At 52.3% G+C, this 13389-nt stretch carries 14 protein-coding genes; 9 read left to right on the top strand and 5 right to left on the bottom strand.

What is annotated here, in order from left to right; genetic code table 11:
* Position 1: 1 nt before the first annotated feature.
* The 4 genes from OCU43_RS06100 to OCU43_RS06085 all read right to left on the bottom strand — a co-directional run bounded on the left by OCU43_RS06100 (position 2) and on the right by OCU43_RS06085 (position 3475).
* Entirely contained in the window at positions 2 to 931 is a 930-nt protein-coding gene (locus OCU43_RS06100) for an ABC transporter ATP-binding protein (RefSeq protein WP_091352285.1), read from the bottom strand.
* Positions 932 to 993: 62 nt separating this feature from the next.
* Positions 994 to 1629: a LysE family translocator gene (locus OCU43_RS06095; RefSeq protein ID WP_091352281.1), complete on the bottom strand. Its 636-nt coding sequence runs from the start codon at positions 1627 to 1629 to the stop codon at positions 994 to 996.
* 74 nt (positions 1630 to 1703) lie between these two features.
* Positions 1704 to 2513, bottom strand: coding sequence for a helix-turn-helix transcriptional regulator (locus tag OCU43_RS06090; protein WP_091352279.1), 810 nt, complete (start codon positions 2511 to 2513; stop codon positions 1704 to 1706).
* A gap of 17 nt (positions 2514 to 2530) precedes the next feature.
* Positions 2531 to 3475 carry an AEC family transporter gene (locus tag OCU43_RS06085; RefSeq protein ID WP_091352274.1) on the bottom strand — a complete coding sequence of 315 codons (945 nt, stop codon included), beginning with the start codon at positions 3473 to 3475 and terminating at the stop codon, positions 2531 to 2533.
* A 447-nt stretch (positions 3476 to 3922) separates the two neighbouring features.
* Here OCU43_RS06085 and OCU43_RS06080 point away from each other — a divergent pair, with 447 nt between their 5' ends.
* The 4 genes from OCU43_RS06080 to OCU43_RS06065 all read left to right on the top strand — a co-directional run bounded on the left by OCU43_RS06080 (position 3923) and on the right by OCU43_RS06065 (position 7680).
* The gene (locus OCU43_RS06080) at positions 3923 to 4861 is read left to right on the top strand and encodes a 3-carboxyethylcatechol 2,3-dioxygenase (RefSeq protein ID WP_091352272.1); all 939 of its coding nucleotides are present in this window, start codon (positions 3923 to 3925) and stop codon (positions 4859 to 4861) included.
* A 53-nt stretch (positions 4862 to 4914) separates the two neighbouring features.
* Entirely contained in the window at positions 4915 to 6114 is a 1200-nt protein-coding gene (locus OCU43_RS06075; protein WP_091352270.1) for an acyl-CoA dehydrogenase family protein, read from the top strand.
* Positions 6115 to 6183: 69 nt separating this feature from the next.
* Complete coding sequence (locus OCU43_RS06070; RefSeq protein ID WP_091352267.1) at positions 6184 to 6735, top strand: flavin reductase family protein; 552 nt, start codon at positions 6184 to 6186, stop codon at positions 6733 to 6735.
* A gap of 81 nt (positions 6736 to 6816) precedes the next feature.
* On the top strand, positions 6817 to 7680 hold the full coding sequence (locus OCU43_RS06065) for an alpha/beta fold hydrolase (protein WP_091352265.1): 864 nt from the start codon (positions 6817 to 6819) through the stop codon (positions 7678 to 7680).
* A 74-nt stretch (positions 7681 to 7754) separates the two neighbouring features.
* Here OCU43_RS06065 and OCU43_RS06060 read toward each other — a convergent pair whose 3' ends face one another.
* Entirely contained in the window at positions 7755 to 8537 is a 783-nt protein-coding gene (locus tag OCU43_RS06060; RefSeq protein ID WP_091352262.1) for a DNA-binding transcriptional regulator, read from the bottom strand.
* A 324-nt stretch (positions 8538 to 8861) separates the two neighbouring features.
* On the opposite strand from OCU43_RS06060, the gene mhpD reads away from it, so the two are divergent.
* From mhpD to OCU43_RS06035, 5 genes are all read left to right on the top strand, one after another.
* Positions 8862 to 9647, top strand: coding sequence for a 2-keto-4-pentenoate hydratase (gene mhpD, locus OCU43_RS06055; RefSeq protein ID WP_091352259.1), 786 nt, complete (start codon positions 8862 to 8864; stop codon positions 9645 to 9647).
* A gap of 71 nt (positions 9648 to 9718) precedes the next feature.
* Positions 9719 to 10627, top strand: coding sequence for an acetaldehyde dehydrogenase (acetylating) (locus OCU43_RS06050; RefSeq protein WP_091352256.1), 909 nt, complete (start codon positions 9719 to 9721; stop codon positions 10625 to 10627).
* 15 nt (positions 10628 to 10642) lie between these two features.
* Positions 10643 to 11662 carry a 4-hydroxy-2-oxovalerate aldolase gene (gene dmpG / locus OCU43_RS06045; protein WP_261832994.1) on the top strand — a complete coding sequence of 340 codons (1020 nt, stop codon included), beginning with the start codon at positions 10643 to 10645 and terminating at the stop codon, positions 11660 to 11662.
* A 154-nt stretch (positions 11663 to 11816) separates the two neighbouring features.
* On the top strand, positions 11817 to 12842 hold the full coding sequence (locus tag OCU43_RS06040; RefSeq protein ID WP_091362272.1) for a TRAP transporter substrate-binding protein: 1026 nt from the start codon (positions 11817 to 11819) through the stop codon (positions 12840 to 12842).
* A 9-nt stretch (positions 12843 to 12851) separates the two neighbouring features.
* The gene (locus OCU43_RS06035) at positions 12852 to 13367 is read left to right on the top strand and encodes a TRAP transporter small permease (protein WP_091362273.1); all 516 of its coding nucleotides are present in this window, start codon (positions 12852 to 12854) and stop codon (positions 13365 to 13367) included.
* The last annotated feature ends 22 nt before the right edge of the window (positions 13368 to 13389 follow it).

The raw sequence follows: 13389 nt of genomic DNA, 5'->3' as shown, positions 1-13389 counted from the left end.
CTTACTGCTCCTTCTCGTGAACCAGACTGACAAAGATCTGCTCCAGTGAACTTTCACTGGAGTGCAGATCACGGATCTCCAGCCCCTGCTCGGTCAGCTTGCGCAATAACCGGGCGATGCTGTCGCTCTCCTGACGACTGTCGTAACGGTAACAAAGGGTATCGCCATCCTCTGCCAACTGCAGACTGAACTCCGCCAGCGCTTCCGGGACTTCACTGACGGGTTGCTGCAGACGAATACTCAGCAACTTACTGCCCAGTTTATCCATCAGCGCCTGCTTCTCCTCCACCAGCAAAATCTTACCTTTACGGATAACACCGATGCGGTCCGCCATCTCTTCCGCTTCTTCGATATAGTGCGTTGTCAGGATAATGGTAACGCCCTGCTCTCGTAGCTCCCGAACCATCTGCCACATATCTTTACGCAGTTCGACATCCACGCCGGCGGTGGGCTCATCGAGAAACAGAATATCCGGCTCATGGGAGAGCGCCTTGGCAATCATCACCCGGCGTTTCATCCCCCCGGACAGCTCCCGCATCTGCGCATCTTTTTTATCCCACAAAGACAACTGGCGCAGTAGTTTTTCAATGAACTCGGGGTTAGCGGGCTTACCAAACAAACCCCGGCTGAAGCTGACTGCCGACCAGACATTTTCAAAGGCATCGCTGCACAGCTCCTGCGGCACCAGACCGATCTTACTGCGCGCCGCACGATAGTCTTTGACGATATCGAAGCCATCGGCCAGCACGGTGCCTTCCGAGGGGCTGCTGATACCGCAGATAATACTGATCAGGGTGGTCTTTCCTGCGCCGTTTGGCCCCAACAGAGCGAAAATCTCCCCCCGGTGAATCTCCAGATCGATATTCTGGAGTGCCGTAAAACCGGAGTCATAGGTTTTCGTCAGGCCGCTGACACGAATAATTGATGGCATGGTGCTCCCTCTGAACAGATAAGAGCCACATAGTAACCGCTGAATCATAAAGACTGTAGTGGCTATCGGCCAGATTGCAGAAACAATCCGATACCCAATGCAGCCAACACCCCACCAGCACCTCGTTCAATCAGATGAATACTTTGGCCAAGCATCTTTCTGACCCGCTGCAGACCGATAGCCCGGGCGAGTAGCAGATCCCAACATAGCACCGTCGCAAACATCCACAAGCCGCAGAATATTTGTTGCGCCAGTGTGGCATCCGGCCCGAGAATAACGGTCATCAGACTCATATAAAAAAGTGCATTTTTGGGATTCAATAACGCCGAATTAAGCCCTGAAATCAACTGACGTCGAATGCTGGGTGCATGGCCTGCTGAATCTCCGGTAACAAAATCACCGGCCTGACTGCGTAACAGTTGAATACCTATCCACAGCAGATAGATCGCCCCCAACGTTTCGATAATGCTGAATAGTTGCGGGCTGTCGCGAATGCCACTCCAACCCAGTATTGCGATAGCGATATACACGCCATTGCCCAGCGCTACGCCAAGGCAGATAAAACGGCTACCGGCCAGACCATGGCGTACGGCACTCGCACTGATGAGAAAAAAATCCTGGCCCGGGCTTAACAGCGCGACGAAGTGTGCCAGAATCAACGCGGGAAAAGCAGCAGGAATAAGATAATCAAGGGACATAGAGCCTCCGTCACAGATAGATACAAGAAACGGAGTTTGGCAGAGCATACAAACGAATGATTGTGCGAAATTGATCAGCTCTGCTGATACTGCCCCGGAGTTGACGCAGTGTAGTTAACAAAGGTGCGGTGAAACTGACTCTGATCGGAAAAACCCAGTTGCCCCGCCACATCAACAATCGGCACCCCCTCACGCAGCAACAGCTTGGCCTGTTCGATACGGGCATTATTCACCAATGCCTTTGGCGTAATACCGTAATGACGGCGGAACCTCCTGATCACTGCCTCCGGTGTACAGTCGCTGATTGCGGCAAGTTCCGCCAGTGCCGGAGGATGTTGCAGATCGGCCAGCAAACGCTGCTTTAGCTCAACGCAGCGGTGATCTCTGTCACTGCCCTCTTCTGCAGGGCTGCAGTATGGCAGCAACAGCTGAGTGGCCAGTCGCTCCAGCGTTATCGGGATCACTCCGCCATCCTGACGCTGTAACTGTTCGACCAGGGTCAGAAAGGTATCAATCACCTGCTGATCACGGATCAGAGTCTGCTCGCAATAGAAATGCGTCACGTCAGATCCATAGAAGGATGATAGCCACTGCAGACACCAACTGGCCTCAATATAGAGCATATAGTAGCCACGACTACCATTTTCGAGGGGGTTACAGGCGTGAACCCTGTCGGGTTCGATGATCACCAACTCCCCTGCAACGATCCTCTGTTCGTCGCCTTTACAGCTGAAGCAGGTCTCCCCGGAGTGCAGCAGACCGATTGAAAACTGTCGATGGCTATGGGATTTATACCCCTGTCGGCTGTCCCATGTAGAACGCAGCTCCATCTGCGGCATCCCTGGCAAACGTATAAACTGCTGTTCGATATCCCTGACCTTCATCCTCTGCGCTTGCCCTGTCACTGTATCAGACTCAGCAAACTCAGCATCAGACTGATACTGAAAAACGCCAGCACGGTAGTCACCGTCAGCACCCCGGAACAGTAGGCTTGTTTACCATACTGCCCCCCCACAATAGGGTAGATACTCAGCATCGGCGATGCCGAAAAGATCACCACCGCCAGCTTCAGCATCAGATCCATATCGGGCACCACGAAGATCACCAGACACAATGCAATCAGCGGTTGTAGCAACAGTTTAAAACTGGCAATCATGAGGATATCTTTGAACGATGCACTAAACGCTGCGCCAACCAAAGAGCCACCAATAATGACCAGTGCCACCGGTGCTGCTGCCCCAGCCAGCAGGTCCATCCCCCGGCCAAGAAATCCCGACGCCTGAAAACCGATCAGCGACGCGAATACACCGGAAAAAACCGCAATAATAATCGGATTCCTCACCAGCCGACCCGCGACCGTGATAACGATCTTTTTCGGGCCAATACCGGTGTCACCATGGGTTTCCATCAACGCGAAGGCGAGCGGAAACAGGACAATATTCTCCACCATCAGCGACATCGCAAACGCCTGAGTCGGCGCATCTTCAGCAAAATACTGCAACAGCACCGGCAAACCGATAAAGGCACTGTTAGGGCAGGCACTGCCAAAACCTTTGAGGCCGGAAAAGCTGGTGCTATTGTTGAGCAAAAAACGGCTAATGCAAAAAACAGAGACGAATGAGACGAGGCAACTAAAGCTGTACACCATCAGGTATTGGGGGTCGATCAGTACCCCCAGATCCAGTTGCGATATTTTCTGAAACATCAGCACCGGCAGCGCCAGAAAAAGCACAAAGCGACTCATCCCCGGTAGCGCTTCCCGGGGAATAATACCGACCCGGGTGGCAACAAAGCCGACCAGAATCAACAGGAAAATAGGCGCGGTAATACCGATTATCGTTAGCATAGCGATTGTGATACCGAATCAAAGCGTGAATAAACAAGAAACTGTCAAGGATTGTTGAGGTGGTAAACATACCGCTATAGGGCTACCTGACGCAAGTGCAGCAAGCGGCTAAAAGCAAGCACAATGTCAGGTTTCAGCGTGAATTTCACACCCCTTCCCCCTGACGACAACATCTATTTCTGTGCACTAAGTGCACCATCAGACTGTTTTTTATTGCCCTGCAATAGCCCTCATCTCTACACTGGCCTCACTCTGAAATGACGCCTGGTTAACCCCCATAGACTTGCCTGAGTTACCTAAAGCTCACAACGCGTCATCTCAGAATTCAAATAATAAATCGCCTTTCCAGGGCTGAGACCGTCCCATGGAAAGAGCTAAGAAAACACGCCGATTAATGGAAAGCAAAGTGCATTGCCTTCCCCTGACCGGCAGGTTCTGGAGTCCCGCATGAGTGTAATGTTGAAGTGTCTGTCTCACACCCCCCTGAGAGACTATAACGATCCTGACGCGAGCATCGTCAATGAGGTTAATGAGGTGATTGCTAAGGCCCGTGCCGAGGTTGAAGCATTCGATCCTGAGCTGATCATCCTGTTTGCACCAGATCACTATAACGGCCTGTTTTATGATCTGATGCCACCCTACGTTATTGCTACTGCGGCGGAATCTGTCGGTGATTACAGCAGTCTGCCTGGCCATCTGAGTGTTGATTCTGATACCGCAATGGAGCTGGTGAAATTCCTTTTCGCCAACGGCATCGATATGACCCTGTCGCACCGTTTGCAGGTCGATCACGGTTGCACCCAGACGCTGGAAGAGATGACCGGCAGTCTGACACGTTACCCGGTGGTACCGATCATCATCAACTCTGTAGCGCCACCCTTCTGCCCCTACGCACGCATCCGCAAACTCGGCGAGATCGTCGGCCAGTTTATTGCGGGACTGGATAAACGTGTGCTGATCCTGGGTACCGGAGGACTGTCACACGAACCTCCCGTGCCGCTGCTGGCGGATGCCCCGGAAGAGGTGGCTGAATTTCTGATTGCCGGACGCAACCCTACCCCGGAGTTCCGTGCCGCCCGTCAGGAACGCACCATCGCCGCCGGTAAGATCTATGGCAGTGAGCTGTGCGAACAGACCCCGCTCAACGCAGACTGGGATCTGACCTTTATCCAGACACTGATCGATGGCCGGGTGGCCGAGATTGATGAACTCTCCATTGAGGAGATCTCGCAACAAGCCGGACGTTCAGCGCACGAGGTACGCACCTGGGTGGCTGCCTTTGCTGCGATCGGTGCAACCGGATCAGTAACCGCAAGAAAAGATTATTACCGCGCAATTAACGAATGGATTGCCGGGTATGGCGTTGTCAGCGCCGAGTCGGCCTGATCCGACCCGGACTGATGCCAGCAAATAATAAATAGAATTTCAGGAGAACATCGATGAACAATATGACTGTCCAGATCCCAACCGAAGAAGAGATCGTAGCCCGCGCAACTAAGATGATTCCGTGGCTCAGAGAGAAAGCCGATGCCGTTGAAAAAGCCCGCATGGTGCCGGAAGATACCATTCAGGCGTTTCAGGAGGCAGGCTTCTTCCGCATCCTGCAACCAAAACGCTGGGGCGGCTATGAGATGAACCCTAACGTGCTTAACAAAGTTCTGATCGAACTGGCGCGCGGTTGCCCTTCCAGTGCCTGGAACGTGATGGTATTGGGGGTGCACCCGTTCGAGGTCGGTTTGCTGGACAACACCGTCGGTGATGAACTCTGGAGTGACGATAGCAGCCGTCTGATATCCTCGTCCTACGCCCCTTTCGGCACGGTGAAAGCGGTTGAAGGCGGATACATTCTGAATGGCGAGTGGCTGACATCAAGCGGTTGTGACCATGCGGCAGGTGGCGCTTTTCTCGGTGGTCGTGTCGCCGATGCCGAAGGCAATATGGAGTTCCGCTCTTTCTGGGTGCAACGCTCTGACTTTGAGATTGAAGATGACTGGTTTGTTGTCGGCCTGGCGGGCACCGGTAGTAAGAAGCTTCTGATTAATGAGGTATTCGTCCCCGCCTATCGCAGCCATGTCATTGGTGATTACTGTGATGAGACCCACGGTCATGTAAACAACCTGTATAAGATGCCGTTCTTCGGCGTGTTTTACTCTGCGGTCTCTTCAGTCATCATCGGTATGGCTAAAGGGATGGCTGATCTCTATATCGAACATATGGTGCCACGTCAGAACCTCAACCAGGCGGTTGGTGCTGCCGTCAATGACCCCTTCATCAAAGGTAAGCTGGGTGAAGCTCAGGCTAAAATCACCGGCGCTGAAGCACGGGTGCTGATGAACACCGAGGAAGCCTGGAAATATGCGTCAAAAGGTGAGCTGGTACCCACCGATGTCCGCGTGCGTACCTTCGCCACCAACCAGTTTACCGGTGGTGACTGCTTTGAGGCCGCCCATATGATCTTCAAGAAAACCTCAACCCGTGGCGTCTGGTTGTCCAGCCCGATGCAGCGTCAGTTGCGCGACATTCTGGTGGGTGCGAACCACATCACTCAGAACCAGGACAACATTGGCGAACTGCTGGGTGGACAGATGCTGGGTAACCCTCTGCCACAACCCAATCCATTCGGCGTCAAAGCCCAATAAACAATAATAGCCACACCTGAGGCAGGGGCACGTCCCTTGCCCGGTATAACAATTTTAAAGGGTGCAGAGATGAATAAAGAGATAAATCAGGTTCTTGACTGGACGCCTAACGCAAAATTAGCGGCGATGCCAACTGTGACGTCAGACGACCACCGCTACGGTATGCGCCACTTTGCAGTGGGAGTAACCATCATCAGCGCATCAGACGGTGAAAACAAAGCCGGTCTGACCGCCACAGCGGTCTGCTCGGTTACGGCTGATCCTCCCCGACTGGTTGTATTCGTGAACAAAGATGTCGCTGCCAGTGAGATCATTTTGAACAGCGGCGCACTCTGTGTGAACATTCTTGCCAGTGAGCAGGAAGAGATTGCCAAGGTCTTTGCTGGCATGAACAAAGAGGTTCACGGTGAAGCACGTTTTGAATATGGCCAATGGCGTGAACTGGTGACCGGAGCCCCCAGCCTGGACGGCACTCTGGCCAATTTTGACTGCCGTGTGATCAAAGTGTTTGATGAAAGCACCCATCATGCGTTTCTCTGTGAAGTGATGGCCACCTGCGAGCGGGATGATGGCGAAGCACTGATCTATCTGAATGGAGCCTTTCGCAGCGTCCCTCAGTAAGTGCACAAACAATGAGATAAACCAGGCCCTGTCATACAGGGCTTATTGCGTTCGCACATAACGAATTAAAAGGCAGAATCTATGACTACGATTGAAATCAGTGAAGCCTCCAGCAGCAAATTTATCGATATTGTTGCCGAAGGTAATCCCTATAAGATCCACTACAACGAACTGGGGACCGGTGAGCAGGTGGTGATTATGCTGCACGGTTCAGGCCCCGGCGCCACCAGTTGGGCTAACTTTAACCGCAATATCGAGCCTTTTGTTAATCAGGGTTATCGTATTATTTTGCTGGACTGCCCCGGCTGGGGTAAAAGTGACCCGGTTGTCTGCACCGGTTCCCGCTCCGATCTCAATGCCGCCTGTGTCAAAGGCGTAATGGACGGTCTGGATATCGAAACCGCCCACCTGATCGGTAACTCCATGGGCGGACACAGCGTGGTGGCCTTTGCCCTCAGCTGGCCCGAACGGGTTAACAAACTGATTCTGATGGGTGGCGGTACCGGTGGGCCAAGCCAGTTTGTACCGATGCCAACGGAAGGGATCAAACTGATTCAGGCGCTCTATCGCAACCCCGATCTGGAAGCACTGAAAAAGATGATGTCGGTGTTTGTTTACGACAGCAGCCATCTGACCGACGAGATGTTCCAGCTGCGTCTGGACAATATGTTGTCCCGTAAAGATCATCTGGAAAACTTCGTTAAAAGTCTCGAAGCCAATCCAAAACAGTTCCCTGATTTTGGTCCGCGGCTGGCAGAAATTAAGGCAGAGACGCTGGTTGTCTGGGGACGCGATGACCGTTTTGTGCCAATGGATATCGGCATCAAGCTAATTCGTGGCATCCCTAATGCACAGTTACATATCTTTAATAATTGTGGTCACTGGGCACAATGGGAGCATGCAGATACATTTAACAGAATGGTGCTGGATTTTCTGCAACATTAATTAAATACCGGCGTATTACTTTCTAACAATCCTGTTTTAAAATATTTATAACCACTGCTATACAATAGCAGTGGTTATAACTGTTCCTCTATTTTCTCAATAACATCATTAATTTTCTTCAGATATTTTTTTGCTGCTTTTTCAGTGGGCATCGCTTTGGCGATATACACCAGGTTCAAACATCCCACCACTTCATCTTCACGCATAATCGGCCGGGCAATTGCTGCAATATTTCCCTCATCTCCCCAGTCCTGATTATTGGCACCGTAACCCTGTTCCCGGGTCTGACGTATTACCCGACGTACATAATCTTCATCATTAGCATGCATTCCCTGCCTGTCGTTATGCTGCCGCAACCGCTCCAGTATTTCGTTACGTTCAGCTTCCGGGCAGTAGGTAATATAAGCTCTTCCGGTAGCCGTCATCAGCAGTGGCAGCCGCCTGCCCACCATATCCCGGTGAAACGATAGTTTGCTGAAACGGTGGGTTGTCTCGCGAATAACCATCGCGTCACCATCCAGCGTGCAGAGATCTGTTGGCCATATAACCTGTTGTAATAACTGACCTAATAGTGGCGCAGCCAGCTGAGATATCCACTGAGCATCCTGAAATCCTTCACTCAGCTGTCTGACCTTAAGCGTCAGCTGATAACTGTCATCAGACGGGCTGCGCCGCACATAACCTTCCCCTACCAGGGTTTCCAGTAGTCGTCGGACGGTGGTGCGGTGAATACCACTCCAGTCCGCCAGATCACGGATTTTTGCCCCACCATGGGCGCGATTTAACAGATAGAGTAACTCAAGCCCCCGGGTAAGGCCCCGCACATTCTTATACTGCCCCGTTTCTTCAGTTTCCATGATTCAGTACTCATATGACCATATCAGAATGTGCACTTAGTGCACACTACAGCAGTTTTTAATTGTAGCCTGCTTAACCATTTTTTTATACTGACACAATAATTATAAGTATTAAAAAATAATAATAGTTATTCACTGGGTGCTGCAAAATGAATATTCTTGTCGCTGTCTGTCTATTTTTTCTGTCTCGCTATTTATTGCCAATTTCAATAAAACCCCAAAGAAACAAGCACTCCGTTTCAGCTTTAAAGCATCGAAGCAATATTTTTAACGCACTCCTTCTTAATATCATTTAGTCAGCCGAATTTAAACAGGATTACACCGATGTCAATTGATCTGGATCTGATCGCCAAAAACCTGCGTGAAGCAGAGCTTCATAACGAAGCAGTCGCCCCCATCCGGGAGATCATTGGAGAAGACAACGCCGAAGCGGCATACAGAATTCAGCAGCTCAATACTGAACATGCCTGTCATACCGGGCGTCGTGTTGTGGGCCGTAAGATCGGTCTGACTAACGTCAAAGTGCAACAACAGCTTGGGGTAGATCAGCCTGACTTCGGCACTCTGTTTGCGGATATGTGCTATGGCGACAACGAAACGGTTCCGGTCGACCGGGTGATGCAAGCCAAAGTCGAGGCGGAACTGGCCCTCATACTGACCAAAGACCTGCCCGAAACCGATACTACTTTTGCTGAGCTGATCGATGCCATCGGCTGGGTAATGCCGGCGATTGAGATCGTCGGGAGTCGCATCAATAACTGGGACATCAGTTTTGTCGATACGGTGGCTGATAACGCCTCCAGCGGTGCGTTTGTGCTGGGTGACGCGCTGCGCTGGCAGGGTGGCATCGATCTGGCAAAGATTAATATGACCATGACCCGCAACGGCACCGGGGTTTCTTCAGGCAGCGGTATTGAATGTCTGGGGCACCCGCTCAATGCAGCTGTCTGGCTGGCACGCACCCTGAGCAAGTTAGGAACCCCTCTTAAAGCGGGCGATATTGTCCTGACCGGAGCACTGGGACCGATGGTAGCGGTAGAGCCCGGCGATCAGTTTGAGGTGCTGATCTCATCAATTGGCCGGGTCAGCACTCAATTCAGCCAGGCCTGACTGGACTGGACAGCAATCCGCTCTGCAAAGCGTTGCTGCCAATACAATTCGTTGTTTGAAGGATTTTCCCTATGAAAAAATTAAAAGCAGTGATTATCGGGCCGGGCAATATCGGTACTGATTTGCTGATGAAGATGAAACGGTCTGAGTGGATCGAACCGGTGTGGATGGTGGGGATCGACCCGGAATCCGATGGTCTGAAACGCGCCCGCGAGATGGGTATTAAAACCACCGCTGACGGCGTTGATGGGGTGCTGCCGCACGTCATCGAAGATGATATCCGCGTCGCTTTTGATGCTACCTCGGCCTATGTTCATGCCGAGAACAGCCGCAAGCTGAACGAACTGGGCGTCATCATGATCGACCTGACACCGGCGGCGATTGGCCCCTTCTGTGTGCCACCCGTCAACCTGCGGGCACACGCACAAAATCTGGAGATGAACGTCAACATGGTCACCTGTGGTGGCCAGGCAACGATCCCGATGGTCGCCGCTGTGTCCAGCGTGCAGCCGGTTGAGTACGGTGAAATTATCGCTACCGTCTCCTCTAAGTCTGCTGGCCCTGGTACCCGCAAAAATATCGATGAGTTTACCCGCACCACCGCTGGTGCTGTCGAGAAGGTCGGCGGCGCGAAAAAAGGGAAAGCGATCATCATTATCAACCCCGCTGAGCCACCGCTGATGATGCGCGACACCGTGCACTGTCTGACGGAAGGCGAGCCGGATCAGGCGGCCATTACCGCCTCCGTTCACGCCATGGTGAAAGAGGTGCAGAAATATGTACCCGGTTATCACCTGGTCAACGGCCCGGTATTTGATGGCAACCGGGTCTCTATGTTTATGGAAGTGGAAGGTCTGGGTGATTATCTGCCGAAGTATGCTGGCAACCTGGACATCATGACCGCAGCAGGACTGCGCACCGCTGAGATGTTTGCGGAAGAAGCCGCTAACGGCAATATTACCCTGCCAGCACGCGGCTAAGTGGAGGAGAAAACAATGAATCTGAAAGGTAAAAAAGTAGTCCTCCATGACATGAGTCTGCGGGACGGTATGCACGCCAAGCGTCACCAGATCTCTCTGGAACAGATGATGAATGTCGCCACGGCACTGGATGAAGCGGGTATGCCGCTGATCGAAGTGACCCACGGTGATGGTCTGGGCGGCACCTCGGTAAACTACGGTTTTCCGGCGCACAGCGATGAAGAGTATCTCGGTGCGGTGATTCCGAAACTGAAAAACGCCAAAGTCTCCGCCCTGCTGTTGCCCGGGATCGGCACGGTCGATCACCTGCGCATGGCGAAAGATCTGGGTGTGAATACCATCCGTGTTGCCAGTCACTGCACTGAAGCCGATGTCACTGAACAGCACATCGGTCTGGCCGCCAAACTGGAGATGGATACCGTCGGTTTCCTGATGATGGCGCACATGGCCAGCCCGGAGAAGATTCTCGAGCAGGCGCGGCTGATGGTCTCTTATGGCGCTAACTGCATCTACTGCACCGACTCCGCCGGTTACATGCTGCCGGATGAAGTGACCGAGAAGATCGGTCTGCTGCGAGCTGAACTGGATTCCTCTATTGAGGTGGGTTTCCACGGCCACCACAACATGGGGATGGCGGTCGCCAACTCCCTGGCCGCTATCGATGCCGGTGCCGGGCGTATCGATGGCTCGGTGGCTGGGTTAGGTGCCGGTGCCGGTAATACCCCACTGGAGGTGCTGGTAGCAACACTGGTACGGATGGAAGCGGACCACGGTATCGATCTGTACAAGATTATGGATGTTGCTGAAGACCTGATTGTACCGATGATGGACCAGCCGATCCGTGTCGATCGCGACGCGCTGACACTGGGCTTTGCCGGTGTTTACTCCTCGTTCCTGCTGTTTGCCAAACGGGCGGAAGCGAAGTATGGCATTCAGGCCCGGGACATTCTGGTCGAGCTGGGGCGCCGCGGCACCGTTGGCGGACAGGAAGATATGATTGAAGACCTGGCACTGACCATGGCCAGACAAAAATAAGCGCACAGGCTCACCAGCAGAATAGTCTGCTGGTGAGCCTCGCGGCTATACCGACTCATGCCATCAATGGCTGTACTACCAATTTCATTCAACCATCTCAATTAACCATCTTATTTAACTATCTCAATCAACCATTCATTGAGGAAAACAACCGATGTTTATAATAAAAAAAGTAAAATCCCTGACACTGATCGCTCTACTGATGGGCCTCACCAATATCGCTGCCGCTGAAACCATTATGCGCGTTGCCAGTTGGCTGCCCCCCACCCATGTACAAAATGCAGTGGTATGGCCAACCTGGGGTAAATGGATTGAGGAAGCCACCGAAGGCCGGGTTAAACTCGAGATCGAGTATGGTTTAGGCCATCCTAAAACCCTGTTTGAGCTGGTCGAAGATGGTGTTGCCGATGCCAGCTTCAGCTACCATGGTTATGTTCCGGGTCGTTTTAAACTGGCGCTGGGGGTTGAAGAACCATTGATGGGGACCTCCGCTGAAGCGGCATCTGTTGCTTACTGGCGCGTGCATCAGAAATATTTTGCTGCCGCCAATGAACATGATGGCCTGACCGTGGCAGGGGTGTTTGTACATGGACCCGGCCAGATTCAGACGATAGAACCTATCAGCTCACTGGCTGACCTTAAGGGTAAGAAGATCCGTATCGGCGGTGGTGTGCCTGCTGAAATTGGCAATCGTCTTGGGGTAACCCCGGTGGGCGCTCCGGCCCCTAAAGTCTATGAATTGTTGCAACAGGGGATAGTTGACGGTGTCTTTTTACCGATAGCAGAACAGAAGACTCTGCGTCTGAACGAAGTTGCCCGCAATGTTGTCGCTCTGCCCGGCGGTATGTATCTGGGTAGCTTTTCGATCTTTATCAACCCAGACTTCCTCGATAGCCTGAGCGACAAGGATCGTGAGGCGATCATGAGTGTTTCCGGTGAAAAGCTGTCGGCGATGGCGGGTAAAGCCTGGGATTCCGCTGATAGAGAAGGCCTGAAAGCCGCTGAAGAAGCCGGTGTTAACATCGTCAAAGTATCTGCAGACGATGCCTTTGCCAAGGACTTCAACAAGCTGGTTGAAGGCATGGATCAGATCTGGCTGGATTCCGTAGCTGACCGCGGTGTTGATGCAAAATCCGCGCTGGCAGAGCTTCGTTCTATCGCCCACAGTTATCATGAGTGAGCGCTAACCATGTCATTTTGCGCCTGGATCTCAGCGCATTATGAGGAGCAGGGGCCAGTAAAATGGCTGGCCTTTGCCCTTGAAATGATCGCTGCAACAACACTGTTTTTACTTATGCTGCTGACCTGCTCTGACGTGGTTGGCCGCTACTTTCTATCGAATTCGATCGATGGCACAACGGAACTGACCGAAATCGCGCTGGCAATTCTGATTTTTGCCGAGATGCCGGTGATTACCTGGCGGGGAGGACATGTTGTCGTCGATATCCTTGACCGGATGATGGGCCGCACAGTGATCAAACTGCTGGGACTATTTTCAGTATTCCTGATCGCTTCATCGCTCTATTTTATCGCCACACAGATTTACTTTCTGGCTGAGCGTTCATTTCGACGCAGTGAGGTGACTGAATTTCTGCAATTGCCGGTCGGCTTAATCGTTGAATATATCGCCTTCATGAGCTGGATAACCGCAGCCACCCTGCTGAGCTACGGTGTTTACCGGCTGCTGTGGCTTTCCCGTGATTAACCGACACCACCTTAAACAGGTA

The organism is Amphritea atlantica (genome assembly GCF_024347255.1).
Lineage (GTDB): Bacteria > Pseudomonadota > Gammaproteobacteria > Pseudomonadales > Balneatricaceae > Amphritea > Amphritea atlantica.
This window is presented reverse-complemented; position numbering and strand designations above follow the sequence as displayed.

Coding starts and splice junctions, on each gene's coding strand:
- OCU43_RS06085 (WP_091352274.1), bottom strand. CDS start 3,475: ATGCTAACGATAATCGGTATTACCGCGCCTATTTTCCTGTTGATTCTG.
- OCU43_RS06040 (WP_091362272.1), top strand. CDS start 11,817: ATGTTTATAATAAAAAAAGTAAAATCCCTGACACTGATCGCTCTACTG.
- OCU43_RS06080 (WP_091352272.1), top strand. CDS start 3,923: ATGAGTGTAATGTTGAAGTGTCTGTCTCACACCCCCCTGAGAGACTAT.
- OCU43_RS06095 (WP_091352281.1), bottom strand. CDS start 1,629: ATGTCCCTTGATTATCTTATTCCTGCTGCTTTTCCCGCGTTGATTCTG.
- OCU43_RS06070 (WP_091352267.1), top strand. CDS start 6,184: ATGAATAAAGAGATAAATCAGGTTCTTGACTGGACGCCTAACGCAAAA.
- OCU43_RS06060 (WP_091352262.1), bottom strand. CDS start 8,537: ATGGAAACTGAAGAAACGGGGCAGTATAAGAATGTGCGGGGCCTTACC.
- dmpG (WP_261832994.1), top strand. CDS start 10,643: ATGAATCTGAAAGGTAAAAAAGTAGTCCTCCATGACATGAGTCTGCGG.
- OCU43_RS06100 (WP_091352285.1), bottom strand. CDS start 931: ATGCCATCAATTATTCGTGTCAGCGGCCTGACGAAAACCTATGACTCC.
- OCU43_RS06075 (WP_091352270.1), top strand. CDS start 4,915: ATGAACAATATGACTGTCCAGATCCCAACCGAAGAAGAGATCGTAGCC.
- OCU43_RS06090 (WP_091352279.1), bottom strand. CDS start 2,513: ATGAAGGTCAGGGATATCGAACAGCAGTTTATACGTTTGCCAGGGATG.
- mhpD (WP_091352259.1), top strand. CDS start 8,862: ATGTCAATTGATCTGGATCTGATCGCCAAAAACCTGCGTGAAGCAGAG.
- OCU43_RS06035 (WP_091362273.1), top strand. CDS start 12,852: ATGTCATTTTGCGCCTGGATCTCAGCGCATTATGAGGAGCAGGGGCCA.
- OCU43_RS06050 (WP_091352256.1), top strand. CDS start 9,719: ATGAAAAAATTAAAAGCAGTGATTATCGGGCCGGGCAATATCGGTACT.
- OCU43_RS06065 (WP_091352265.1), top strand. CDS start 6,817: ATGACTACGATTGAAATCAGTGAAGCCTCCAGCAGCAAATTTATCGAT.